The sequence below is a fragment of the Campylobacter jejuni genome (assembly GCF_049221745.1).
GTDB lineage: Bacteria > Campylobacterota > Campylobacteria > Campylobacterales > Campylobacteraceae > Campylobacter_D > Campylobacter_D jejuni_E.
Genome location: NZ_JBMJAO010000004.1, coordinates 24,937 through 47,885 on the forward strand (window position 1 = coordinate 24,937; position 22,949 = coordinate 47,885).

General features: G+C 30.2%; 23 protein-coding genes and 2 pseudogenes. 5 read left to right on the plus strand and 20 right to left on the minus strand.

Annotation, left to right across the window (positions count from 1 at the left end; translation table 11 throughout):
* Nucleotides 1-8 precede the first annotated feature (8 nt).
* The 11 genes from ACOTU8_RS04370 to ACOTU8_RS04420 form a co-directional block, all read right to left on the minus strand.
* Nucleotides 9-545: an exporting protein gene (locus tag ACOTU8_RS04370; protein WP_422341952.1), complete on the minus strand. Its 537-nt coding sequence runs from the start codon at nucleotides 543-545 to the stop codon at nucleotides 9-11.
* A 2-nt stretch (nucleotides 546-547) separates the two neighbouring features.
* Nucleotides 548-811, minus strand: coding sequence for a DUF2018 family protein (locus tag ACOTU8_RS04375; RefSeq protein WP_422341953.1), 264 nt, complete (start codon nucleotides 809-811; stop codon nucleotides 548-550).
* A gap of 125 nt (nucleotides 812-936) precedes the next feature.
* Nucleotides 937-1,497 (minus strand): 2-oxoacid:acceptor oxidoreductase family protein, encoded by a 561-nt coding sequence (gene oorC / locus ACOTU8_RS04380; RefSeq protein WP_422341954.1) that lies wholly within the window; start codon nucleotides 1,495-1,497, stop codon nucleotides 937-939.
* Nucleotides 1,494-2,339: a 2-oxoglutarate ferredoxin oxidoreductase subunit beta gene (oorB, locus tag ACOTU8_RS04385; RefSeq protein ID WP_422341955.1), complete on the minus strand. Its 846-nt coding sequence runs from the start codon at nucleotides 2,337-2,339 to the stop codon at nucleotides 1,494-1,496. The genes oorC and oorB overlap by 4 nt, the downstream gene beginning before the upstream one ends.
* Nucleotides 2,340-3,464 carry a 2-oxoglutarate synthase subunit alpha gene (gene oorA / locus ACOTU8_RS04390; protein WP_422341956.1) on the minus strand — a complete coding sequence of 375 codons (1,125 nt, stop codon included), beginning with the start codon at nucleotides 3,462-3,464 and terminating at the stop codon, nucleotides 2,340-2,342. It abuts the gene before it with no gap.
* 9 nt (nucleotides 3,465-3,473) lie between these two features.
* Nucleotides 3,474-3,785, minus strand: coding sequence for a 4Fe-4S dicluster domain-containing protein (gene oorD, locus ACOTU8_RS04395; RefSeq protein WP_422341957.1), 312 nt, complete (start codon nucleotides 3,783-3,785; stop codon nucleotides 3,474-3,476).
* A 13-nt stretch (nucleotides 3,786-3,798) separates the two neighbouring features.
* Nucleotides 3,799-4,668, minus strand: coding sequence for a succinate--CoA ligase subunit alpha (sucD, locus tag ACOTU8_RS04400; protein ID WP_422341958.1), 870 nt, complete (start codon nucleotides 4,666-4,668; stop codon nucleotides 3,799-3,801).
* Between the two features lie 9 nt (nucleotides 4,669-4,677).
* Entirely contained in the window at nucleotides 4,678-5,841 is a 1,164-nt protein-coding gene (gene sucC / locus ACOTU8_RS04405) for an ADP-forming succinate--CoA ligase subunit beta (protein WP_422341959.1), read from the minus strand.
* Nucleotides 5,842-6,744, minus strand: a complete 903-nt coding sequence (gene mdh, locus ACOTU8_RS04410) for a malate dehydrogenase (RefSeq protein WP_422341960.1) — start codon at nucleotides 6,742-6,744, stop codon at nucleotides 5,842-5,844. It abuts the gene before it with no gap.
* Nucleotides 6,741-8,945, minus strand: a complete 2,205-nt coding sequence (gene icd / locus ACOTU8_RS04415) for an NADP-dependent isocitrate dehydrogenase (RefSeq protein ID WP_422341961.1) — start codon at nucleotides 8,943-8,945, stop codon at nucleotides 6,741-6,743. The genes mdh and icd overlap by 4 nt, the downstream gene beginning before the upstream one ends.
* Nucleotides 8,946-9,061: 116 nt before the next feature.
* On the minus strand, nucleotides 9,062-11,632 hold the full coding sequence (locus tag ACOTU8_RS04420) for an AsmA-like C-terminal domain-containing protein (RefSeq protein WP_422341962.1): 2,571 nt from the start codon (nucleotides 11,630-11,632) through the stop codon (nucleotides 9,062-9,064).
* Here ACOTU8_RS04420 and mltG point away from each other — a divergent pair.
* The 5 genes from mltG to pbpB all read left to right on the plus strand — a co-directional run bounded on the left by mltG (nucleotide 11,547) and on the right by pbpB (nucleotide 15,682).
* Nucleotides 11,547-12,548, plus strand: a complete 1,002-nt coding sequence (mltG, locus tag ACOTU8_RS04425) for an endolytic transglycosylase MltG (protein ID WP_422341963.1) — start codon at nucleotides 11,547-11,549, stop codon at nucleotides 12,546-12,548. The genes ACOTU8_RS04420 and mltG overlap by 86 nt on opposite strands.
* 80 nt (nucleotides 12,549-12,628) lie before the next feature.
* On the plus strand, nucleotides 12,629-13,060 hold the full coding sequence (gene flgB / locus ACOTU8_RS04430; protein WP_422341964.1) for a flagellar basal body rod protein FlgB: 432 nt from the start codon (nucleotides 12,629-12,631) through the stop codon (nucleotides 13,058-13,060).
* A gap of 9 nt (nucleotides 13,061-13,069) precedes the next feature.
* Nucleotides 13,070-13,564: a flagellar basal body rod protein FlgC gene (flgC, locus tag ACOTU8_RS04435; RefSeq protein WP_002855235.1), complete on the plus strand. Its 495-nt coding sequence runs from the start codon at nucleotides 13,070-13,072 to the stop codon at nucleotides 13,562-13,564.
* Between the two features lie 6 nt (nucleotides 13,565-13,570).
* Nucleotides 13,571-13,867: a flagellar hook-basal body complex protein FliE gene (gene fliE, locus ACOTU8_RS04440; protein WP_002856884.1), complete on the plus strand. Its 297-nt coding sequence runs from the start codon at nucleotides 13,571-13,573 to the stop codon at nucleotides 13,865-13,867.
* Between the two features lie 6 nt (nucleotides 13,868-13,873).
* Nucleotides 13,874-15,682 (plus strand): peptidoglycan D,D-transpeptidase FtsI family protein, encoded by a 1,809-nt coding sequence (pbpB, locus tag ACOTU8_RS04445; protein ID WP_422341965.1) that lies wholly within the window; start codon nucleotides 13,874-13,876, stop codon nucleotides 15,680-15,682.
* Here pbpB and ACOTU8_RS04450 read toward each other — a convergent pair.
* From ACOTU8_RS04450 to purS, 9 genes and pseudogenes are all read right to left on the minus strand, one after another.
* Nucleotides 15,679-17,171, minus strand: a pseudogene (locus tag ACOTU8_RS04450) (Na/Pi symporter). The gene pbpB and the pseudogene ACOTU8_RS04450 sit on opposite strands and share 4 nt — an antisense overlap.
* A 3-nt stretch (nucleotides 17,172-17,174) precedes the next feature.
* Complete coding sequence (locus tag ACOTU8_RS04455; RefSeq protein ID WP_002861251.1) at nucleotides 17,175-17,609, minus strand: hypothetical protein; 435 nt, start codon at nucleotides 17,607-17,609, stop codon at nucleotides 17,175-17,177.
* Nucleotides 17,609-17,926, minus strand: coding sequence for a rhodanese-like domain-containing protein (locus ACOTU8_RS04460; protein WP_052803865.1), 318 nt, complete (start codon nucleotides 17,924-17,926; stop codon nucleotides 17,609-17,611). Before ACOTU8_RS04460 ends, ACOTU8_RS04455 begins: the two co-directional genes overlap by 1 nt.
* Nucleotides 17,923-19,749 carry a molecular chaperone HtpG gene (htpG, locus tag ACOTU8_RS04465; RefSeq protein ID WP_422341966.1) on the minus strand — a complete coding sequence of 609 codons (1,827 nt, stop codon included), beginning with the start codon at nucleotides 19,747-19,749 and terminating at the stop codon, nucleotides 17,923-17,925. The genes ACOTU8_RS04460 and htpG overlap by 4 nt, the downstream gene beginning before the upstream one ends.
* A gap of 72 nt (nucleotides 19,750-19,821) precedes the next feature.
* Nucleotides 19,822-20,190, minus strand: coding sequence for a fluoride efflux transporter CrcB (crcB, locus tag ACOTU8_RS04470; protein WP_422341967.1), 369 nt, complete (start codon nucleotides 20,188-20,190; stop codon nucleotides 19,822-19,824).
* Nucleotides 20,184-20,876 carry a lysophospholipid acyltransferase family protein gene (gene plsC, locus ACOTU8_RS04475; RefSeq protein ID WP_422341968.1) on the minus strand — a complete coding sequence of 231 codons (693 nt, stop codon included), beginning with the start codon at nucleotides 20,874-20,876 and terminating at the stop codon, nucleotides 20,184-20,186. Before plsC ends, crcB begins: the two co-directional genes overlap by 7 nt.
* Nucleotides 20,857-22,053 (minus strand): hypothetical protein, encoded by a 1,197-nt coding sequence (locus ACOTU8_RS04480; RefSeq protein ID WP_422341969.1) that lies wholly within the window; start codon nucleotides 22,051-22,053, stop codon nucleotides 20,857-20,859. The genes plsC and ACOTU8_RS04480 overlap by 20 nt, the downstream gene beginning before the upstream one ends.
* Nucleotides 22,025-22,697: pseudogene (purQ, locus tag ACOTU8_RS04485) on the minus strand (phosphoribosylformylglycinamidine synthase I). Before purQ ends, ACOTU8_RS04480 begins: the two are co-directional and overlap by 29 nt.
* A 1-nt stretch (nucleotide 22,698) precedes the next feature.
* Nucleotides 22,699-22,944 carry a phosphoribosylformylglycinamidine synthase subunit PurS gene (purS, locus tag ACOTU8_RS04490; protein ID WP_422341970.1) on the minus strand — a complete coding sequence of 82 codons (246 nt, stop codon included), beginning with the start codon at nucleotides 22,942-22,944 and terminating at the stop codon, nucleotides 22,699-22,701.
* Nucleotides 22,945-22,949 lie beyond the last annotated feature (5 nt).

Here is a 22,949-nt window from a genome sequence, read left to right on the forward strand (position 1 = left end):
TTTCCTTGTTAATTGCTATTATTATTTTCTTTGCTTGTTAATGGTTTTACCTGAGGTTCGTTAAAATTAATCATAGGAACAACTTGGTTATTTTGTGGTGGATTTTGCAAAGCTTTTTTTCTTGGATCCAAAAATTCCACCATTAAACGAGATTTCTTATCTTCTATATAAACTGTAAAAGTTGCTAAGCCTTTATTATAACCGCTAAATTCTAAAATAAGTCTTGCTCTATCAATATGTGGATTAGTATAATCAGGTATTAAAGTTTGAGTTACCCAATCTAAATTTCTTCTTAAACTCATCACAAATTGACGCGGATATTTGCGAAATTTCGAATGTACGATGATATTAGTATTATCAAACAAAGTCCAATAAAAATCAAAATTTTGCACCTTATCTTCATAATCTATTTCTTTAATCTGCACACTAGCTCTCTCATCTTTTTTAAGTATAAATTTATAAGTATAATCAAAAGTTGGTTCAGATGCTAAAACATTGCTAAAAACAAAAAAAATACAAATTAAATAGAGGCTTATTTTAAACAATTTTAGCCTTCATGCCCTAAAATTTTTGCACCCAATTCTATATAAATATCATTTTGTCTTTCTTCTATAAAATCACCATTTTCTAATATGAAATTTTTTACATCTATTTCTGTTAAACCTTGTTTTTCTAAAAGCTCTACCATGGCAATATGATCAGCAAAAAATTCCTCAAAAACTTTTTCTAAGGCTCCTAAATTTCCATTTTGTATAATTTCTATAAATTTTTCTTTTGGAGTTTTATTAAACATTTCATCAAAAAAATCCATTAATTTTCCTTGAAAATATAAGTTTTTGATTATAAAATTTTAATCGTTAAAAGTAGCTAAATCAAAATAATCAAAAATTTAAATTTTATTTGGAATATGAAGTTAAATTCCGCATCATGCGGAATTTATTGTAAATGTCGCTTTGCTTGACTAGCGTATTTTACACCTAAATCAAAAGCCTTAGCATTTGAATCTTTTGTTTTTACAGGAACCATATGAAGCATGGTTTCTTTTAAAACATCTAAATCGATACATTTACTCATATAAGCAGCAATAGCTAATGCAACAACTGACTGAGTAGCAACATTCCCTACCTCATCTTTAGCTATAGTAATAATAGGAATTTCAAAAATTTTCCATTTTTTATAATCCTCACTTTCAGGATGCACTAAATTTGGCTCTACAACTATGATACCCTCTTCTTTTACACCATCTCGAAAACCTTTATAACCCTTATCTGCAGTTGAAAGCATAAAGTCTACTTCCCCTTCTACAGCATAAGGAAATAAAATTTCTTTATCATCAATGATAATATCAACTTTAGTAGGACCGCCACGCACTTGTGAAGTATAAGTTGAAGCCTTAAAAGCTTGACGACCTTCTTTAATGGCTGCTTCTGCTAAAATTTCTCCTGCGGTAATAACACCTTGCCCACCTTCACCACCAAATCTTAATTGATATTTCATCTTAAAGCTCCTAAATCCACCATTCTTTTTTCCTTAGCCGCACGACGCACTTCTTCATAAGCATGGCAATATTCTGGCTGAGAATTATCTTCATGCAAAATTCCCGTTGGGAATTTATCTTTTCTTTCTTCAAAATCCATACTTTCAAATTTAGATTTATCCACAACACGACTTCTAATCCAATCAAGCATAGCTACAGCTTCACCCATTTTATTTTTTCTACCCAAATTAATATGGCAATTTGAAAAAACATCTACAAAACTATAACCTTTATGTGCGAAAGCTTTATAGATTAGATTTTCAAGTTTATTAGCTTCAATCACATTACCTCTTGCTACAAAAGAAGCTCCCGCAGCTTTAGTAAGCTCACATGCATCAAAATTTGGATCAATATTTCCAAATTGAGCTGTTACTGTATAAAAACCTTTTGGAGTAGTTGGACTTGTTTGAGAATTCGTAAGTCCATAGATAAAGTTATTGATCACAATATGTGTTAAATCAATATTTCTACGACAACCATGTATGGTATGATTTCCACCAATTGCTAAAGTATCCCCATCTCCACTTACCACAATAACATGTTTACTAGGATTAGCTAATTTAATACCTGTTGCATAAGCTATAGCTCTACCATGAGTTGTATGAACTGTATTGCAATTTACATAAGAACTCATTCTGCCACTACAACCTATACCCGAAACAAGACAAACATCATCCATATTCCAACCAAGTTTTTCTATCGCACGGATAATACATTTTAAAACAACACCATCACCACATCCCCAGCACCACTGAGTAGGCATTTTATCCACTCTTAGATATTCATCATAATTAAAAGCCATTTATATATTCTCCTTTACCTTAGCAATAATTTCACTTGGAGTGATAGGACGACCATTTGCACGGTGCAAGCTAATAAAATCGCGACGCGAAGTTACTCTTTCAATCTCTTCAAGATATTGTCCCATATTAAGCTCGCTTACCATTACTTTTTTAAATTTGCTTACAACTTCAGCGATTTTTTTCTCAGCCACTGGATAAAGAGTAATTGGACGGAAAAGCCCCACTTTAATCCCTTGTTCTCTTAATCTTTGTATAGCTTCTTTTACTGAACGACTTACACTTCCATAAGCAATGATTAAAAATTCAGCATCATCAAGCATATACTCTTCATAAGCACAAATATCTTCTTGATTGTTTTTAATTTTACCTATGAGTCTTTCCATATTTTTCTTCACTATGGCTCCATCTTCAGTTGGAAAACCTATATCTCCATGATGAAGTCCTGTAACATGATAACGATAGCCTGTAAAGAAAGGATTTAAAGTTGCAGGCTCATTTTCTCCTGCTGCATAAGGCTTATAATCTTTTTTATCACCTTCAAATTTTTTACGGTTATACACTTTAATATCTTTTAAATCAGGTAAAACCGCTTTACCATTCATGTGCCCTACAGTTTCATCCATAAGTAAAAATACTGGAGTCATGTATTTTTCAGCTAAATTAAACGCTCTAATAGTTTCTGTATAAGCTTCTTCAAGACTTGCAGGAGCAATAGCAATACTCGCAAAATCTCCATGAGTAGGTGCTTTAGCTTGAAACAAATCACCTTGAGCCACACGAGTTGGAAGACCTGTTGAAGGACCACCTCTCATAACATTGACAATCACAAGTGGAATTTCAGCTATAAACGCTAACCCTATTTGTTCTGCTTTTAAAGAAATTCCAGGACCACTACTTGCGGTCATGGATTTTACTCCACTCATTGCTGCACCAATAGCTACACTAATACCTGAAATTTCATCTTCCATTTGTATAAAAGTTCCATCATTTGCAGGAAGTATATGACTTAATTCATGAGCTATCTCACTACTAGGGGTAATAGGATAACCTCCAAAAAATTTACATCCACAATCAATTGCTGCTTTAGCAATTAAAACATTACCTGTTGCTATAACTTCTCTCATTGTTTTTTCCTATACTAATTTTTTATATTTGTTATTTTTTACAGCCACAGCTCTATCTTTAGATTCAGTAGTAAGTTTGGCGAATTTAAATTCATCTCTTTTTGCCACCATAATAGCAAAATCAGGGCAATGTGTTTCGCATTCAGCACAGCCTATACAGGATTCAGGGTATACCACCTCTATCATTTGTCCTAAAACCGCATGTACATCATCACGCATAGCTAAAACCCCAGCAGGGCAATAGCTAACACAAATATTACATGCTTTACATCTATGCTCATCTACCCAAACAGGGGTATCTTTTGGAGCTACTATACTCATGTTTTTTCCTTTATTAACCTAATATTTTTTGAATTTCTTCACCAATTAAAGCCGGAGAATCCACCACATGAATTCCATAGCTTTTTAAAGCTTCCTTTTTAGCTACAGCACTTTCATCAGCACTTCCTACTATGGCACCTGCATGCCCCATTCTTTTGCCTTTTGGAGCAGTTGCACCTGCAATGAATGCTATCACAGGTTTGCTAATATTCTCTTTAATAAATTTAGCCGCTTCCACTTCCAAACTACCACCAATTTCACCTATCATTACAATAGCCTTAGTTTCATCATCTTTTTGGAATTCGCTTAAAAGTTCTTTATAAGCAAGACCTATGATAGGATCACCACCAATTCCTACTGCAGTAGAAATTCCATAACCACCTTGAACTACCTGATTAGCAGCTTCATAAGTTAAAGTTCCACTTTTTGAAATAAGCCCCACACAACCTTTTTTAAAAATAAAACCTGGTATAATACCTAACTTACATTCTTCAGAAGTGATAATACCCGGACAATTTGGTCCAATGATTTTCATACCCTTTTTATTAGCATATTGCTTAGCAAACATCATATCCTTTACAGGTGTATGCTCTGTGATTACAACTGCAAGCTTAATACCCGCATCAGCTGCTTCAATCACGCTATCACCCACAGCAAAAGCAGGCACAAAGATCAAGCTTACATCAGCCTTTGTTGCTTTAACTGCATCCGCAACCGTATCAAAAACTGGTTTACCTAAATGAGTTTGTCCACCTTTATGAGGAGTGACACCTCCAACTATATTTGTACCATAAGCCATGCATTGCTCGGCGTGAAAAGTTGCTTCTTTACCCGTAAAACCTTGAACTATTACTTTTGTATTTTTATTGACCAATATACTCATTTTCTATCCTTATCCTACTAAACTTTTTACAAGCTCTGCGCCGTTTTTAAGATTGGTTACTGCTTTGATATTTTTAAGATTTGAATTATCTAAAATCGCCTTTGCCTCCGCTGCATTAGTGCCATCAAGACGCACTACAATTGGAATATTTACCTCAACATTCTTAGTAGCTTCTAAAATTCCATTTGCTATCCTATCACAACGAACAATACCACCAAAAATATTAATAAATATAACTTTTACATTTTTATCTCTTAAAATGATTTCAAAAGCCTTTGCAACAGTTTCAGGAGAAGCTCCCCCACCTACATCTAAGAAATTTGCAGGTTTTGCACCGCTATAATTAATAATATCCATAGTTGCCATGGCTAGACCCGCGCCATTTACCATGCAAGCTACATCTCCATCTAATTTCACATAACTTAAGCCAAATTCAGCCGCTTCTCTTTCAGCGGGATTTTCTTCAGTAATATCTCTAAGTTCAGCAATTTCAGGATGACGATAAAGCGCACTATCATCAAAACTGCATTTTGCATCAAGGGCATAAAAATCTCCTTCTGCAGTTTTAATTAAAGGATTGATTTCAAGCATATTCATATCTTTATCCATGTAAAGCTTGTAAAGTTTAGCTATCATAGAAATGAGTTTTTTGCCTTCATCTTTATCAAGTCCTAAAACTCTCGCTACTTCAAGTCCATGGAACATTTTAAACCCAATTTGTGGATCAATGTCTACTTTTGCAATTTTTTCAGGACTTTCTTTGGCTACTTTTTCTATATCCATCCCTCCTTCACTTGAAGCGATAATGGTAATTTGCTCTGCCATTCTATTAAATAAAATAGCTAAATAATATTCTTTTACTATATTAGCGCCACTTTCTATATAAAGTTTTTGCACGAGCTTGCCTTCAGGTCCTGTTTGATGAGTTACTAAATTCATTCCTAAAATTTTACTTGCATAATCTTTTACCTCATCTAAATTTTTAGCGATTTTAACACCACCACCAAGACCACGGCCTCCTGCATGAATTTGAGCTTTAACCGCCCAAACACTACCACCTAATTCCTTGGCATTTGCCACAGCCTCATCTACGCTAAATGCAACTTTTCCCTTTAAGGTAGGGATACCATTATCTGCAAAAATTTCTTTTGCTTGATACTCATGTATGTTCATTTATTCTCCTTTATATTGATATTTGATTAAAGATTTTTCTAATTTGTCTTTTTCTTGTGAACTAAGATCCATTTTCATGATTTCAATCACACCTTCAAGTCCTAATCTTGCCATAACTCCCAAGGCTTTGTTTTGCACTCCAAATTCTCCATGTAAAATCACACTCATAGGCAAAAACTCTCCACTTCTTATAGACTCAAGCATTCTTATACAAGCACTAGCGGGAGCTAAATAAGCTGAAGTTTTAAGATGTTTGATTACTTTAGCTCCACCTGTTTTAACTTCATTTTCCAAATCATCAAATTCTTCTTCATTTAAAAATTCGCTTATATTTTTATTTTTAACACTTGCATAAGATTTTACCAAAACCATATCATCATTATGAAAACCAATAAGTCTTGTATCCACACTTGACATTTTGACATTAAGTTTTTTGGCAAGCTCATACTTAAATCTTGCATTGTCCAAAACTCCCGCCATGGCTACAATTTTCTTTGATGAAAAAATCCTACTTTCATAAAGAGTATTAAGTAGAAAATCCACAGGATTAGTTAAAATAATAAAAAGCGGATCTTCTGTAAAATCTTTAATTTTTTTAGCACAATCAAGCATAATACTTGTATTTAACTGAAGTAATTCTTCTCTACTTTGCCCATCTTTTCTAGCAAAACCTGCACTAAAAAGCACTATATCTGAATTTTTAGTATGAGCATAATTTTTAGTGCAAAGTAAATCTATATTTAAATTTAAAGTGGCTATACTTTGAGTAAGTTCTAGCTCTTTTGCATAAAGTAAATCCTCATTGATATCTACTAAAACAATTTCATTTGCTATTTCTCTTAAAATCAAAGCATAAACTACGCTTGAGCCTACATTACCGGCTCCTATAACAGTAATTTTCATTTTTGCCCTATTTTTTCTAAAATAGCATTAAAAGTTGCACTTGGACGCATGATTTTATTGACTTTTTCATCATCAAATTTATAATACCCACCTAAATCCACTTTAACACCTTGTGCATCGTTAAATTCGGCTCTGATTTTTTCTTCATTAGAGGAAAGTTCTAAAGCAATATCTTTAAAAAAGCTTTGAAGCTCCATATCACTGGCTTGTCTTGCTAAATGATTTGCAAAATACATTGCTAAATAAAAATGACTTGTTCTATTATCATCTTCTTTAACTCTTCTTGATGGAGTTTTATTATTTTCAAGCCATTCGCCTATAGCCTCATCAAGACATTCTGCTAAAACTTTAGCTTTATGATTGCTACATTTATTAGCATAAAATTCCAAACTTGCTTGCAAAGCCAAAAATTCACCCAAACTATCCCAACGCAGATGATTTTCTTCAACTAATTGTTCTACTTGTTTAGGTGCTGAACCCCCTGCTCCTGTTTCAAACATAGCTCCACCCCTTAACATAGGTACAACAGAAAGCATTTTTGCACTTGTTCCAAGCTCTAAAATAGGAAAAAGATCGGTTAAATAATCCCTTAAAACATTTCCTGTAATAGAAATAACATCTTTACCCTCTCGGATTAACTCCAAGCTTCTTAAACAAGCTTCTTTTGGAGCTAAAATGGCTATATTTTTACCCTTTTCTTTTAAACGATTTTGCACCAAAGTTATCATGATTTTATTACTAGCTCTTTTACTATCTAGCCAAAAAATAGCTTCAGCTCCAGTTAGATCTGCTCTTTCTATACCCAAATCAATCCAATTTAACACCGCATCAAATTTAGCCTGATTGACTCTATAAATATCACCTTTTCTAACCTTATGCTCTAATAAAACTTTACCGTTAGAAACTATTTTAAAAGCCCCCTCTTCCTTAGCCACAAAGGTTTTATCATGCGATCCATATTCTTGAGCTTTTTTAGCCATTAAACCTACATTAGATACACTGCCAAGTTTTGAAGGATTTAAAGTGCCATTTTTATGCAAATCTTCAATAACCGCCTCATAAATAGTTGCGTAAGTTTGATCAGGAATTACGGCGTTTGTGTCCTTTTCTTTACCTTCCTTATCCCACAATCTTGCGCCATTTTTAAGCATTGCGGGCATAGAAGCATCAACGATAACATCACTTGGAACATGGAGATTTGTAATGCCTTTATCTGAATTTACCATAGAAATACCTGCAGATTTAGCTAAAATTTCATTGTATTTTTTTAAAATTGCATCTTTTTTGCTTGAATTTTCAATCTTACTTAAAAGCTCGCTTAAGCCATTATTTGGATTAATACCTAATTTTTCAAATTCATCTTGAAATTCGATAAATAATTCTTTAAAAAATACTTTTACCGCATAACCAAAAAGTATAGGATCACTTACTTTCATCATTGTAGCTTTTAAATGCAAAGAAAAAAGCACATCATCATCTTTGCTTGCTTTAATTTCTTTTGCATAAAATTCCTGAAGCTTCTCTACATCCATAAAAGTAGCGTCTAAAATTTCATTTTTTTCAAGCTTTAAATCCTCTTTTAAAATTTCACTTTTACCATCAATGCCTGCAAATTCTATATTAGCCACACAATCTTGATCGATTAAAACCGCTTTTTCATTGAAGAAAAAATCCCCCTCTTTCATGTAAGAAACATGAGTTTTTGAGTTTGGATTAAACTCAACCACACGATAAGGGTTGTTTTTTGCATAGTCTTTTACCGCTTTTGTTGAACGACGATCTGAATTTCCTTGTCTTAACACAGGATTAACCGCTGAACCTAAAACTTTTTGATATTTTGTTTTAATTTGCAATTCTTCATCATTTTTTGGCTCATCTGGGTAATTTGGTAACATGTAACCCTTATCTTGCAATTCTTTAATCGCCGCCTTAAGCTGAGGAATAGAAGCTGAAATATTTGGAGTTTTAATAAGGTTTGCATCTGAATTTCTTACAAGTTCACCTAAAAACTCTAATGCATCTTCACATCTTTGCTCCTCTTTTAAATACTCACTAAAAGTAGCTAAAATCCTTCCAGATAAAGAAATATCCGAGGTTTTTACTCCTATATATGCCCTACTTAAAAAAGCTTTCACTATAGGCAAAAACGAATAAGTCGCAAGAGCTGGTGACTCATCTGTTAAGGTATAAGTAATTTGCATTTTTAGTCCTTTAAAATACTTATTTTTATTTTCATTTTTAAGTATATTACAAATAAAAAAAAATGCAAGGGCAAGTTTAAAGTTTGTTTTAGTTTTCAAACAAACTTTAAATATTTTTAATTAAGCAAATTAGCAGGAAGTTGTATGATATTTTTAATAAGATTAAAAGGGGTTTTTAGAGTATCTGTTAAAATTTCGGTATGAAATTTAGGGTCATCTATACTTCCATCTATTTTTAAGTTTGTGCTAATTTCTTGATTTTTACCTAAAATTACATAATTTAAAATTGGAACCTTGGTTATAGCTTCTGAAGCTGATTTTAAAGTTTTAAGCTCTAAATTAAAATCCATTGTATTTAATCTTAAATTTGCTGTTCCTAAACCATATATATCTACACTATCACCATTTAAATTAATAGCTGAAACACTTAAAAGATCTTTTTTTCTATTAAAAATAATTTTTCCATCATGCAAGCTCAAACCTTTTTGATTAAAAGTTGGAGATTTAAACATCAATAAACTTGGTACGGTATCGATAAAGGAAATAAGCTGATTTATACCTTTTAAATCCTTCACATAGGTATTTTTAAAATCAATTTGTCCATCAAAATACTCCAATCCACTCCCCTTTATATTTAAATTAAATACCCCATCTTGAACAGCTTTTTTTTGTAAAAACTCATTTAAATAATTATCATCAATATTGCTAACATTTAAATTTAAATCATTAGAAGAATAATAAAGATCAAATTTTGCATTTCCTCTAGAACCTTTAAGATCTAAAGCATTGCCTTTTAAATCAGCCTCTACTCTATCAAAAGCCAAAGTTTTATTAGAATCTGCTAAAATTAAAGCTACATTTGCCCCACCAAAGCTAATATTTTGAGTATTAGCAGAAATATCAAATGTTGAATTTGAAGAGTTGGAATCTTTTTTATAAATATAACTTAAATTTTTTAAATGAATTTCTTTGTTATTAGAGCTTATTTTAGCACTTGCTATATCACTTTGAGTATGAATTTCTATAATGCCCTTATTTTTTACAATATCAAAGCTATCATTTTCATAAGGAGTTTGACTGTTGATAAGTAAATTATTTTTAAAATAGACATCATTAACGCTTGCATTGAAATCTTCAAAATTTAAAGTTTTATAATAAACATTTTTAGCATCAATAAACCCAAACTTTTTAAGTAATGGAGAAAATGAAAATAAAATCTTAGGATTATTAAGATTAGCCTCAAGTCCATCTTTAAAATTTAAAATTAAATTCCACTGAGGAATGCTAATGTTAACATTTTGCGAATAATCTAATTTTACTTCTACATTTTGATTTTTTAAATCTAAAAGCTCCCCATTATCAAAATAAAGCCTTGAAATCTGAGTATTGAAATTTCCTTGTTGTTTTTGTAAATCAAATTTAGCATTAAAATCAGCCTCTAAAAAGCCATTTTTCACACTAGCATTTTCTATATTTAAATCATTTTGATTTAATTTTATAAATGCTTTTGTAATATTAAAATCAGCCAAAGAAATACTAGCATTCTCTAAAGCTAAAATACCACTATAAGAAATTTCACCCTTATCATGAAAATCAATTTTAAGCTCCAAATCACTTTTAATTTTTCCGCTTTTTTGATAAAAAGGTAATGAAAAATGATAATCCTCTAAAGCTTTAGCAAGTTTTTCATCAAATTTTAGATTATCAGACTTAATACGCAAATAAATCCCAGCTTTTTTTTCATCAAACAAATCATATAAATAAGCCTTACTAGAACTTAAATCGGCACCATTATATAAAGCTTTATTAAAGACAAAATCGAGTTTTTGTTTGTTTAAATTTAAATCGAGTTTTGGAATTTCAATAGCATTCATTTTATCATCCAAACGAACTTTGACATTATTAACATAACCTGATGCGCTAATATTGTCTAAATAATAATTATCTTTAGCAAAATCTATAAAGCCCTGCAAATAATCTAAATGATAAAATTCTCCCTTAGCCCTATATGCTACCCAAAGATTTAAACTCTGCGGAAGTTCTATTCTTTTATTAACTCTTTTAAAAATTTCTGTAATATTTCTAATGTTTAAATCTTCTATCTTATAAGCTAAATTTTTATCTTTGTAAGAAATACTTGCGTTAAAGTCAAGTAATTCTCCACTTACCTTGCCTTGAAAATGATAAAACTCGCTTTTAGTATTGATAGTTAAATTTCCATCAATATTTAAATCATAATCTTTTAATAAAAGTTTTTTAATATCAGCTATAAGTTCTTTATTTTGACGCTGTAATGTTAATTTTAAAAACAATAAATCATTATCTATAAAAAATTCATTATCTTTAAATAAAATACGCACATAATTATCTTTTATATTTAAATTTTGTATATCAATCTCTTCAACAAAAGTATATAGATATTTTAAATTTTTTGTTATTTTTAAAATCTCTGTTGAAGCATTATCAGAAGAGTGAGTTTGTGATGAAATTTCGGAATTTTGAGTCTCATTTATAGTGATATTTTTTGCTCGTACAATTAATTTTTTATCTAATTTAATATATAATTGTTCTAATTTTAAAAAATCAAATTGGATACTAGAGATGACAATCCCATTTTTAAGCACTATAAACAAAGCTAATATAAGCACAACAAAAAATACAACAATATATAAAATTTTCTTTTTCATATGCAACTTCTTTTTGATATTTATTTTGGGGATTTTTTATTATTTATCTCAACCTTTAAAAAGCAATTCTGTGGTATTTATTCCCCAAGGTTCAATTTCTCAAATTATAACATATTTAAAGCAAAATCAATATCAGATGAGTAGTATTGATAAATATATTTTATTTTTTTTAGGACACCCTCAATCAGGCTGGATCAACATAGGTACAAAAGATTTAAATAGGGCTGAATTTCTACATAAACTCACCATTGCTAAAGCAGCGCTTCAAACCATTACTCTTATCCCAGGAGAAACAAGTGTAATCTTTTTAGAACAAGCAGCCAAACAACTTGGACTTGATAAAGATATACTTTTAAAAGAATTTCAAGCTCAAGCTTCTTATGATGAAGGAGTTTTTTTACCAGAAACTTATAAAATCCCAAAAGGCACTACAGAAAATCTACTCATTCAAATGCTTTTAAACCATGCTGAAATTTCCAATAAAAAAACTTCTGAGAAAATTTTTGGTGATTATAATCCAAAAAAATGGCACCAATATATCATCATCGCTTCTGTAATACAAAAAGAAGCTGCTAATGAAAATGAAATGCCTAAAATTGCAAGCGTAATTTACAATCGACTTAAAAAAGGTATGAAGCTTCAAATGGATGGAACTTTAAATTATGGAATTTACTCCCATGTAAAAGTTACTCCACAAAGAATAAGACAAGATAATAGCTCTTATAATACCTATAAATTTACAGGATTACCCAAAGAAGCGGTTTGCAATGTTTCTTTAGCTGCTATTCGTGCAGCTATTTTTCCTTTAAAGACAGATTATTTATATTTTGTGCGTGATAAAAATACTGGAGTTCATATTTTTAGCACAAATATAGATGATCACAATAAAGCCATAAATTTACAAAAAGGAAAATAATTTTTGATATTTTTATATAAAATAGTTAAATTGGAACAGTATTTGCTTGTTAATATTAAAAATTATAAAAAGGATAAAAAATGATTAACCCATTTAAATCAAAAGAACTAGTCACTGGTGCTTTAGCGGGTAGAAATCTAAGAAATCAACTCATCAATGCCAATCTTGCAAATGTTGATACTCCTTTTTATAAAGCAAGAGATATTGAATTTGAAACAGCTTTGGTAAATCGTGCAAATGAAATTTTTAAAAAAAATGATAATAAAGAATTGCAATTAGCTATAACCGAAGAAGGGCATCAAAAACCTTGGAAATTCCCTGATCCTAATAAATCTACTATTTACTTAAGAGATGGTCATTTAGCAAGAAATGATGCAAATACTGTTGATCTAGACGTAGAAACTACAGAAATGAGTAAAAATACAGTTATGATAACAGCTCTTGATGGAGTTTTAAGAAGACAAAGCAATATCTTTAGTTCTATACTTGATGCAAGCTCTAAATTAAGTTAAAGGTAAATTATGGCATACTTAAGTGATTTTGATATTAGTGGTTATGGTTTAAGCGCTCAACGTTTTAGAATGAATGTTATTAGCTCTAATATAGCTAATGCAAACACTACAAGAACAGCTGAAGGTGGGCCCTATAGAAGACGCGAAGTGATCTTTAAAGCAACAGATTTTGATAAGCTTTTAAATGAGCAAATTAACAAAGATAATAATTTTTTAAAATATGAAAATCCCTTAAATGATCCAAGTTCGCCAGAAGAAGCTAAACCTGCTATTCAAAGTGTTGTAGTGGATAAAGTGGTCAGAGATGACAAGGATTTTCGTATGAAGTACGATCCAAGCCATCCTGATGCAAATGCTGAAGGTTATGTAGCGTATCCAAATGTAAATCCGGTTATTGAAATGGCTGATTTGATTGAAGCTACAAGAGCTTATCAAGCAAATGTAAGTGCTTTTACAAGTGCAAAAACTATAGCTCAAAGTGCGATTGATTTATTAAGAGGATAATAAAAAATGAACAATATTAATGATTTAAGATTAAATAATAATATTTCAAATACCAACAAAAGTCAAAATTCCACAGGAATTGGCGATGAATTTGCTAAGATGCTTAAAAATGAAATCGATGATTTAAATAAAGCACAAGAAAGTGGAGAAGCCGCAATGACAGACATTGCCACAGGACAAGTAAAAGATTTACATCAAGCAGCTATAGCTATCACTAAAGCTGAAAGCAGCATGAAATTTATGCTAGAAGTAAGAAATAAAGCGATCAGTGCTTATAAAGAAATCACAAGAACTCAAATTTAAACCCTAATGCAAAAATATAAAAAAAATAGGGTTTCAAAAGTTGCCTTTGCCTACTGTATGGCACTTTTGTTTATGATTATTTTTATCAGCTCTACTTTTTTTCTTACATCAAAACGTCATATACCTAACACTGAAAAAGATCAATACGCTCTTGCTCTAAGAGGATCGATTATAACTAAAGATAATTTTACTATCACAAGTTCTAAACAAATTTATCGCGCTGAAATTGATCTTAGAAGTATTAACAAAGATAAATTTGATCTATTTTTAAAGCTTTTTCAAATTTATAGTGGGATAAGTAAAGATCAAGTAGCAGATATTAAAAAAAGAATGCAAAATCAAAAAAAACGCTCTTATAATTTTGTTCTTTTGCAAAACTTAGATTCCAAGCAAGCAAGCTATCTTAAAGACCTTGCTAAAAAACTTTATATACAAGGTTTTTTCAAAGCTTTTACAAATAACTCTGGAAGAGTTGAGACAAGAGGATTAAATATCATCGAACATGAAGAAGATAGAATTTACATGTCAAAAGATTCTTTTACTCCTATTATCGGTTATACCAAAATGATATTAGATCCAGAAAGTGGAATTTTAAAAAATATAGGAGTTAAAGGTTTAGAAAAATACTACGATGAATGTCTAAGTCCTGTTCAAAATGAAAAAATCCAAGGACTTAAAGATATAGGTGGAAATATTATTTTAAATCTAAATTCACTACAGCAAAAAAAGATCAATGGTTGTGATTTATATTTAAATCTTTCTTTAAAACTGCAAAAAAGTATAGAGAAAGCTATAGATCAAAGAAATGAGGATTTAAAAGCCAATGAAATCATCGTTGGGGTAATGGAAAGCAAAACAGGAAGAATTTTAGCTTTAGCAAGCTCAAGGCGCTATGACCCGCAAAATCGTGGAAAAGATCTATCAGTTCTTAATGCAAGCGCTATAGAATACGGCTACGAAGCAGGTTCTGTTATCAAACCTTTTATCTTTACAACAGCCTTAAGACTTGGTAAAATAAAAATGAATGAAGTGATTAATACTTACGGCGGTTCATATAAGCTGGGACGTTTTACCATTCAAGATGATCACAAAATGGATAAAATGACTATGGAGGAAGTCATAAGATATTCTTCAAACATAGGTATGATACAAATTGCTAAAAGACTGAGCAATATAGAAATCACATCCGGACTTAAAATATTTAAATTTGGCGAAAAAAGTGGTATTGATCTACCTTATGAACAAAAAGGAGAAATTCCAAACCCAAAACGCTTAAGAGATATAGAAAAATCGGTCTTAAGCTACGGCTATGGACTTAAAACAACCTTTATACAACTTCTTGCAGCCTATAATGTTTTCAACAATGATGGGTTTTATATCACTCCTCGTTTAGCTGAAAAATTCTATCAAAATGGACGCTTTACAAATCTTGATGATGGTGTAAAAAAAGAAAAAATTCTTTCTAGCGAAGCCGCTAAAACGATGCAAAATGTTCTTATAAATGTTATAGAAAAAGGAACAGGAAAAAAAGCAATTACACAAGGTATTATTGCAGGAGGTAAAACAGGAACAGCAAGAATAGCCGAAAGACAAGGTTATACCTCAAATCGCTACAATGCTTCCTTTTTTGGTTTTGCAAATGATTTAAATCACGCCTATACCATAGGAGTTCTCGTAAGACATCCTACTAAACCTTATAGTTATTATGCTGCACAAAGTGCTTTGCCTATGTTTAAAGATATTGTTGATATTTTAATCAATGAAGAATTTCTAACGCCTATACAAGACAATAACCAAACTAGCACAAACAACTAGTTTGATATATCTTTAGAAAATATCACCTCAACAGCACCTATAAGTTCTTCAGCCTTAGCAGCAAAAGTTATATCATTAAGTATTGAAATTCCTTCAGCTGTTGTGATTTTTCTTACTGAAATAAGATATTCAACATTGCTTAAAGTTAAAGTATCAATTTCTTTTAAAATTTCTTTTCCTTTTTGAAGATTTTTAATAATCAAATAAAGTTTTTCAGATCTTCAACCACTCTAAGCTCTCCTAAATTCGATCTAATTTTATTGTACTTTAAAGCCAAAAACTCATTAGAAGAACTAGAATATTTCTTAATATTTGCTTGGATAATTTTTAAATTTTAGTTGTTTCAGCTAATTTTTAGCTGCCATCTTAAAGATAAAAATTTTATGATTCTTTGTTTCATCGTTAATATAAACTTGTGCTTTAGTTGAAAAATCAATAATAGCTTCAAAAAGAACCTTTATCCTAGTTTGATACAAATAGTCCAAATCCACATTTTTACTAAACCACTTTTTATTTTCTAAAATTTCTTTAAAACTTTTATCACTTTGTATATCTTTACGACTAAAACCTATAGCATGAGCAACAATTGAATAGGTATTGTTATAAAGATGCTCGTTTTCTTTCCTTAAAGCTTCGATGGCTGTGTCACTAAACTTAACCAAACTACTATCAAGATATAAAGGCTTGTCTTTATTCTTATCTTTAGGAGCTTTTACTATCTTATTTAAAAAAGAACAATTGATGGGTAAAGAATGAAAAAACACAACACCAATTAAATTAAACAAAGTGTGAAATAATGCTACTTTCAAAGCTATATCTTCTATGTTTAATGCAATGGATAAAAAATTAATAAAATGCAAAAATAAGGAAAAATAAGCACTATTAAAAAGCTATACCAAAATTAAAAATACAATTTGCAAACGCTAATTTCTTTCCTTCAATATTAGTACTTAAAGAAGCTAAAACAGCCGTTACAACTCCTCCAACACTAGCACCTAAAGTTACTACTAAGGAATTTTCCAAACTGATTTGTCCAGCAAGTAAAGAGTAACAATAATAGCCATTGTAGCTGTGCTTGATTGTATAACTCCTGTAAGCAAAACACCTAATCCTAAAAAACAAAAACTCCTTTAAAACCAGCAAAATCAAAACAAGAAAGATCAATTATATGTTTAAAAATTTTCAAAACCACTTTTAATATAATCCACACCCAAAAAGAAATCGTAATAATAGAAACTAAAGTTGAAGATTGCATAATTAAAGTACTTAAAGTACCAAAAAGTATACTTTTTGTTAACTTTGCTAAAATTTTTTCAAGCAAACCACCGCTAAAAGCTTTAAAACCTATACCTAAATTAGTCATTCCAAATAAGAAGTATTGCCACTCCTGCTAAAAGTCATAACGAATTAAAATAAAAATTAGAACTAAAGTAAAAATACTCCATGAAATAAATTTAAAATATTTTAAAGAATTTCTTCCCTCTTGCAATACCTAACCTTTTAGTTTTTCAAATTCATTCATCAGAAATTCTCTCAAATTTTCAGCTTCTTCTTCACCTTTTTCTAGATACTCAAGCAATAAATTTTCTAATTCTTTTAAAAAAGAAAAGAGTTCATTTTGCCAGATACTATCGTTTTTATTACTCAAATTCATGGTTTGTATGAAAGTCAGCTCTCTGCTTAAATCCCCAAGTTTTTCTAAAAATTCATCCTTTTGATCAGAAATTTTTAATGCTAAATTAGCATTTTGGACATTTTCTTTAAATTCTCTGATTTTTTCATCGATTAAATCACAAAATTTCGGATAAATATCCATTTTAATAGGCTCTAAAAGAGTTTGCTCATCTATATTTAAAGTAAGCTTTTTAACAGCAAAATAAAGAGCTAAAAAAGACAAAGCTGCTATGAGTAAATAAATTCCTAGCATTAACAACCCTTAAGGGCTAGCATTCCGCCATCTAAATTGATGCTTTCAAGTCCCAATTTTTCGGCTATAAATTCGGCTGCAACCATACTTCTATGGCCACTACGACAAATAAAAGCAAGTTTTTTACTTTCGTCTCTTTTGCTTTGAAATTCATCTAAAAATTTAGCATTTAAAAGCCCTTGATTATCATATAAAGCCACACATTGCGCATTAGATAAAATACCTTCTTCCCATTCTAAAGGAGTACGCACATCAAAAATTTGATATGCGTTTAAATCTTGCTTTGTCCAAAGACTTGCAGGGATATTTTCTATCATGAAAAAGCCTTGTTGATGATTTTTGTAAGACTTGCGTTAAATTCAGCAGGATTATCCACTCCCATACCTTCACTTAGTTTTGCCATATTTAAAACTAGGATTGCTATATCTACGCTAAAGCTTTCGTTGTTTTTAAGACCTGTAAAAATAGCGTGTTTTGGATTGATTTCTAAAATAGGTTTGAAATTTTGTTCTTGACCCATTTGTTTTAAGAGTTGTTGCATAGCAAAATCAGGTTTATTTTTATCATAAACTATGCAACTTGGACTATCTTTTAAACGACTGGTTAGTCTTACATCTTCAACTTGATCTTTTAGAAGTTCTTTAAAATTAGCTACAAGTGGAGCAAAGGTATTTTTTTCTTCATCGCTTAGTTCATTTTTATCTTCTACTTGATTGATGGCTACAAATTTCAAACCTTCAAATTCTAGTATAGGGGTTACTAAAGAATCAATCTCATCATCCATGAGTAAAACTTCTATATTTTTTTGTTTATACTCTTCAAGCAAAGGAGAGGTTCTTAATAAACTTTCATTATTTCCTGCTATATAAAAAATTTCCTTTTGCTCGCCTTGAAGGTCGTTTTTATACTCTTCTAAAGAACGTAAATTTTCACCTTTGGTGCTTTTATAAAGCATGAGTTTTAAAAGACTGTCTTTTTCCCCGCCAAAGCCATAAAGTCCTTCTTTTAATACTTTTCCAAAGGTTTTAAAGAAAGATAAGTATTTTTCTTTATCATTGTTTTTGAGTTTTTCAAGTTCACTTAAAATCTTTTTAACGCTAGCTTCTTTGACACCTTTTAAAATTTGATTTTCTTGTAAAATTTCACGGCTCACATTAAGTGGTAAATCTTCTACATCGATAATCCCTCGCACAAAACGCAAATAAGTTGGTAAAAGTTCTTTATCGTCATCGCTGATAAATACGCGTTTTACATAAAGTTTTAAGCCGCTTTGATAATCCACACGGAATAAATCAAAAGGTGCATTTTGTGGTATGAAAAATAAAGAATTGTATTCTAATTTTCCTTCACTTTTAGTGTGAAGATAAAGTAAAGGTTTATTTGAATCATGAAAATTTTGCTCATAAAATCTTTCATAATCTTCCACTTTAAGGCTTGATTTTTGCATTCTCCATAAAGCATTGGCTTTATTGATTTGAGAGATTTTAAGTTCAGTTTTTCCTTCTTCTTCACCTTCTTTAGCAGGAGTAAATTCTTCTTTTTCCATGAAAATTGGAAATTGAATATGATTAGAATATTTTTCTACAATGCTTTCGATTTTATAAGCATTAGCAAACTCATCATCTTTTAAGTATAAAGTAATGCTTGTACCTTGTTCTTCTTTGCTTGCGTCATTAATCTCATAACCATTTGCATCAGAACTCCAAAGATAAGCTTTATCATCTAAAGCTTTTTTACTTAAAACTTCGATTTTATTAGCCACCATAAAAGCAGAATAAAAACCCACTCCAAATTGTCCTATGAGTTGAGAATCTTTTTTAGCATCACCGCTTAAATTTTCTAAAAAGCTTTTAGTGCCACTTTTTGCTATGGTTCCAAGGTTGTTAATAAGATCATCTTTATCCATACCTATGCCATTATCACTAATGGTTAAAGTTTTTTTATCTTTATCAATTTTGATTTCAATTTTAGGTTCAAACTTTAAACTTTTATATTTATCATCACTTACGCTTAAAAAATTAAGTTTGTCTAAAGCATCACTTGCGTTTGAAATAAGTTCTCTTAAAAAAATTTCTTTATTAGAATATAAAGAATGTATCATAAGCTGTAAAAGCTGATTTACTTCAGTTTGAAATTGCATTTTAATCTCCTTTGTAATTTTTTAAAGTGGTATTTTAGCAAAAAATACAAATTCTAAAGTAAATTTAAAGATTTATTTGAAAATTATAAAACCAAGCCATGCGGTAAATAAGCAAAGAAAGACATTTAAGAGAATATTTAATGCTAAATAAAGATAATTTCCACTTTGCAAAAGAAGTAAATTTTGATAAGAAAAAGTAGAAAAAGTTGTAAAAGCTCCTAAGACTCCTGTGCTTACAAAACTTTTAAGTAAAGAAGATAAGCCCTTATTTTGTGCATAAGAAAATAAAAGTCCTATAGCAAAAGAACCTAAAACATTAACAAAAAGTGTTCCAAAACTGATAGAATAAGGAAAAAATTTATTCACTAAATTTATAGAAAGCATTCTTAATATTGTCCCTATAAATCCCCCAAAACCAACAGCTAAAAGGGTGTTTAACAAAGTTTGGCTCTTTCTTGATCGAGTAATTCTTGCATTTTTTTTCTAGTGTTTTCAAGCCATTTTTCATCATTTGTATCAACTAAATCCATGCAAATAATTTTAAGTATTCCACCTTTTGCACTAAAACTTTTAGTATCTAAAATCTTTGCAGAATCCACAATTAAAATAGGTTGAATTTTAAGATTTAATTTTTCACTTAAAATTTTTGCTCCACTTTGAAATTTAAGCATTTTTTCATTTTTAGATCTAGTTCCTTCTGGAAAAATAGCCAAAACCCTATCTTCCTTAAGTCTTTCCTTGGCTTCTTTTAAAATGCGTACCAAATCACGCGGATTTTTTCTATCTATACAAAGAAGTTTTGGTTTTTTTATAGCAATTTTAAAAAGAGGAATTTCTCCTAATTCTTTCTTAGCAATCCAGCATAAATTTTTAGGGTATAATTCTTCTAAAGCGATGATATCTAAAGCACTTTGATGATTTAATAGGATCATTTGGGCTTGCGGATTAAAAGCGCCAATGATTTCTTGTTTATAAGAGATGGTATATCTTTGAAATTTAGCCCAAATTTTGCGGATTTTCCAAAGTGTGTTTTGAGATTTTGTAAAGCAAAAACAAAAAACCACCAAAGCAACACTTAAAACAAAAAAAATCCAAAAATAAAGAGCTTTAATTTTTTTGTAAATCATCTTTATTAACCCAACCTATTTTTCCATCAGAAAATAGCACTTTAATATAATTTTGTCTTTTGCCTAAAACTTCTACTTTTTCATCTGCATTTGCCATATAAAAATAAGTTGAAGGCTCTGTAGGTAAAATTTTAGCCCTAGAACCAGCCTTGATAATTGCATTTTGAGTATTGGTATCTACAAGAAAACTAAGCGCAAAACAAATAATTGCCAAAGCCAAAATAATGTAATTTTTTCTCCATACAAATAAAACTCCAAATAAAACTGCTAAAAACCACAAGGTATATTGTTTATAAATATTTAAGTCTTTATTTACTGGATTTAAATCACTCTGAGTGCTGATCTCATCGTCACTAATTTTTAGTTTTAAATTTATATTTTCAAGCTTTTTACTGTCCTTATTGAAATACGAAAATTCAAAATTTGTTTTACTTAATGGCAAAATAGCATAATAAAAAGCACTAGAAGCATTAAAATCCCCTTTTAAATTTTCAATACCTTGCTTTTGAATTCCTTCTATAAAAAAGCTTTTAAGATTCGTATTGGTTGCGTTTAGTTCTACCATCATAATGATATTAGCATCATCAAAATAACTCGCTTTAACCTTTTTAATTTCCAAAGAACTTGCCACAAGGTGTGAAAAATCTTTATTGGATAAAGTATTTTCAAATTTGATAGGATTAAGATTGATATCAGCCTCTTGAAAAGCTTCATTATTTCTAAGAAGTTTGATACAAATTTTACTCAAACTAGCATTTGAATTTCTAGCTTCAAACCATAAAGTTGTTTTATATTCATTGTTGATAAATTCCCATTTTGCATCTGGATTTAAAAAAGATAAGTTAGTTTTTTCTATGCTTATGTTAAAATCAAATTTTGTATTTTCCGTAGTGCGAGCATAGATCGTAATAGGAAAAACTTCTCCAACATATACCCTACTTGGATATTCATCATTTGTAAGAACCAAACTCCCTTTAGCTACAAAAGGATCGTCTACATTGCTTTCAAAGTCATTGTTTTCATCGCTTGGCGGAATATTTTGATAAATTTTTTGTTCTTCTTGGGGTAATTTTTTTAATTCTTTTTGCATATTTTCATCTTGGCCACTAAATACAGGAATTTCACCCCTACCAAACAATACAACAACGCTAAAAATTAAAGTTAATAAAATTTTCAAAATAAAAAGCCTTTAAGCATTTTCAAACCTACATCATTACCTAGAATTTTTTCACAAGCACGCTCAGGATGTGGCATGAGTCCAAAGATTTTTTTGTTTTCATCACAAATTCCTGCAATATCAAACACAGAACCATTTGGATTTGGCTCATATTTTAAAATAATAAGATCTTTATCTTGTAATTCTTTTAAAGTATTTTCATCAGCATAGTAATTTCCCTCTCCATGAGCAATTGGTAAATTAATAATTTCATCTTTTTTGAAATTTTTTAAAAAGACATTATTATTAGAAACTACTCTTAAATTTTGGTTTTTTGAGATAAAGCTAAGATTGTTATTATATTTCATTGCACCTTTTAAAAGACCGCTTTCAAGTAAAATTTGAAAACCATTACAAATACCTAAAACGTATCCTCCTTTTTTTACATGATTAAAAACACCTTGCATAGCAGGAGCAAGTTTTGCAATAGCTGCACATCTTAGATAATCTCCATAAGAAAATCCGCCTGGCAAAACAACTAAATCTGCATCAAATTCTTTTTCTTCATGCCAAACAATCTGTGTTTTTACTCCAAGTTTTTCAAAGGCATAAGCTGTATCAAATTCACAATTTGTCCCCAGAAATCTAATAATAGCAACTTTCATTTTACTCTTTCTCGATCATAAGCTCATAATCTTCAATGACACTATTTACCAACAGCTCTTCACACATTTTTTTTACTTGCTCTTTGGCTAATTTTTCATCTTTCTCATTAAGAGAAATTTTGATTTGTTTTGCTATTTTTACTTCTTTAACACTATTAAAATTTAAAGAATACAAAGCTTTTTCCACTGCTTTGCCCTGTGGATCTAAAACTCCATTTTTTAAAGAAATATTTACAATAACTTCCATATCTT

Bases quoted from the DNA above. Each gene is read 5' to 3' on its own strand.
- mdh (WP_422341960.1), bottom strand. From the start codon at position 6,744: ATGAAAATTACTGTTATAGGAGCCGGTAATGTAGGCTCAAGCGTAGTT.
- ACOTU8_RS04420 (WP_422341962.1), bottom strand. From the start codon at position 11,632: ATGAAAAAGAAAATTTTATATATTGTTGTATTTTTTGTTGTGCTTATA.
- htpG (WP_422341966.1), bottom strand. From the start codon at position 19,749: ATGCAATTTCAAACTGAAGTAAATCAGCTTTTACAGCTTATGATACAT.
- sucC (WP_422341959.1), bottom strand. From the start codon at position 5,841: ATGAACATACATGAGTATCAAGCAAAAGAAATTTTTGCAGATAATGGT.
- oorB (WP_422341955.1), bottom strand. From the start codon at position 2,339: ATGGCTTTTAATTATGATGAATATCTAAGAGTGGATAAAATGCCTACT.
- icd (WP_422341961.1), bottom strand. From the start codon at position 8,945: ATGCAAATTACTTATACCTTAACAGATGAGTCACCAGCTCTTGCGACT.
- pbpB (WP_422341965.1), top strand. From the start codon at position 13,874: ATGCAAAAATATAAAAAAAATAGGGTTTCAAAAGTTGCCTTTGCCTAC.
- plsC (WP_422341968.1), bottom strand. From the start codon at position 20,876: ATGATTTACAAAAAAATTAAAGCTCTTTATTTTTGGATTTTTTTTGTT.
- oorC (WP_422341954.1), bottom strand. From the start codon at position 1,497: ATGAAATATCAATTAAGATTTGGTGGTGAAGGTGGGCAAGGTGTTATT.
- ACOTU8_RS04455 (WP_002861251.1), bottom strand. From the start codon at position 17,609: ATGCTAGGAATTTATTTACTCATAGCAGCTTTGTCTTTTTTAGCTCTT.
- mltG (WP_422341963.1), top strand. From the start codon at position 11,547: ATGACAATCCCATTTTTAAGCACTATAAACAAAGCTAATATAAGCACA.
- flgB (WP_422341964.1), top strand. From the start codon at position 12,629: ATGATTAACCCATTTAAATCAAAAGAACTAGTCACTGGTGCTTTAGCG.
- flgC (WP_002855235.1), top strand. From the start codon at position 13,070: ATGGCATACTTAAGTGATTTTGATATTAGTGGTTATGGTTTAAGCGCT.
- oorD (WP_422341957.1), bottom strand. From the start codon at position 3,785: ATGAGTATAGTAGCTCCAAAAGATACCCCTGTTTGGGTAGATGAGCAT.
- oorA (WP_422341956.1), bottom strand. From the start codon at position 3,464: ATGAGAGAAGTTATAGCAACAGGTAATGTTTTAATTGCTAAAGCAGCA.
- purS (WP_422341970.1), bottom strand. From the start codon at position 22,944: ATGGAAGTTATTGTAAATATTTCTTTAAAAAATGGAGTTTTAGATCCA.
- ACOTU8_RS04375 (WP_422341953.1), bottom strand. From the start codon at position 811: ATGGATTTTTTTGATGAAATGTTTAATAAAACTCCAAAAGAAAAATTT.
- fliE (WP_002856884.1), top strand. From the start codon at position 13,571: ATGAACAATATTAATGATTTAAGATTAAATAATAATATTTCAAATACC.
- ACOTU8_RS04460 (WP_052803865.1), bottom strand. From the start codon at position 17,926: ATGATAGAAAATATCCCTGCAAGTCTTTGGACAAAGCAAGATTTAAAC.
- sucD (WP_422341958.1), bottom strand. From the start codon at position 4,668: ATGAGTATATTGGTCAATAAAAATACAAAAGTAATAGTTCAAGGTTTT.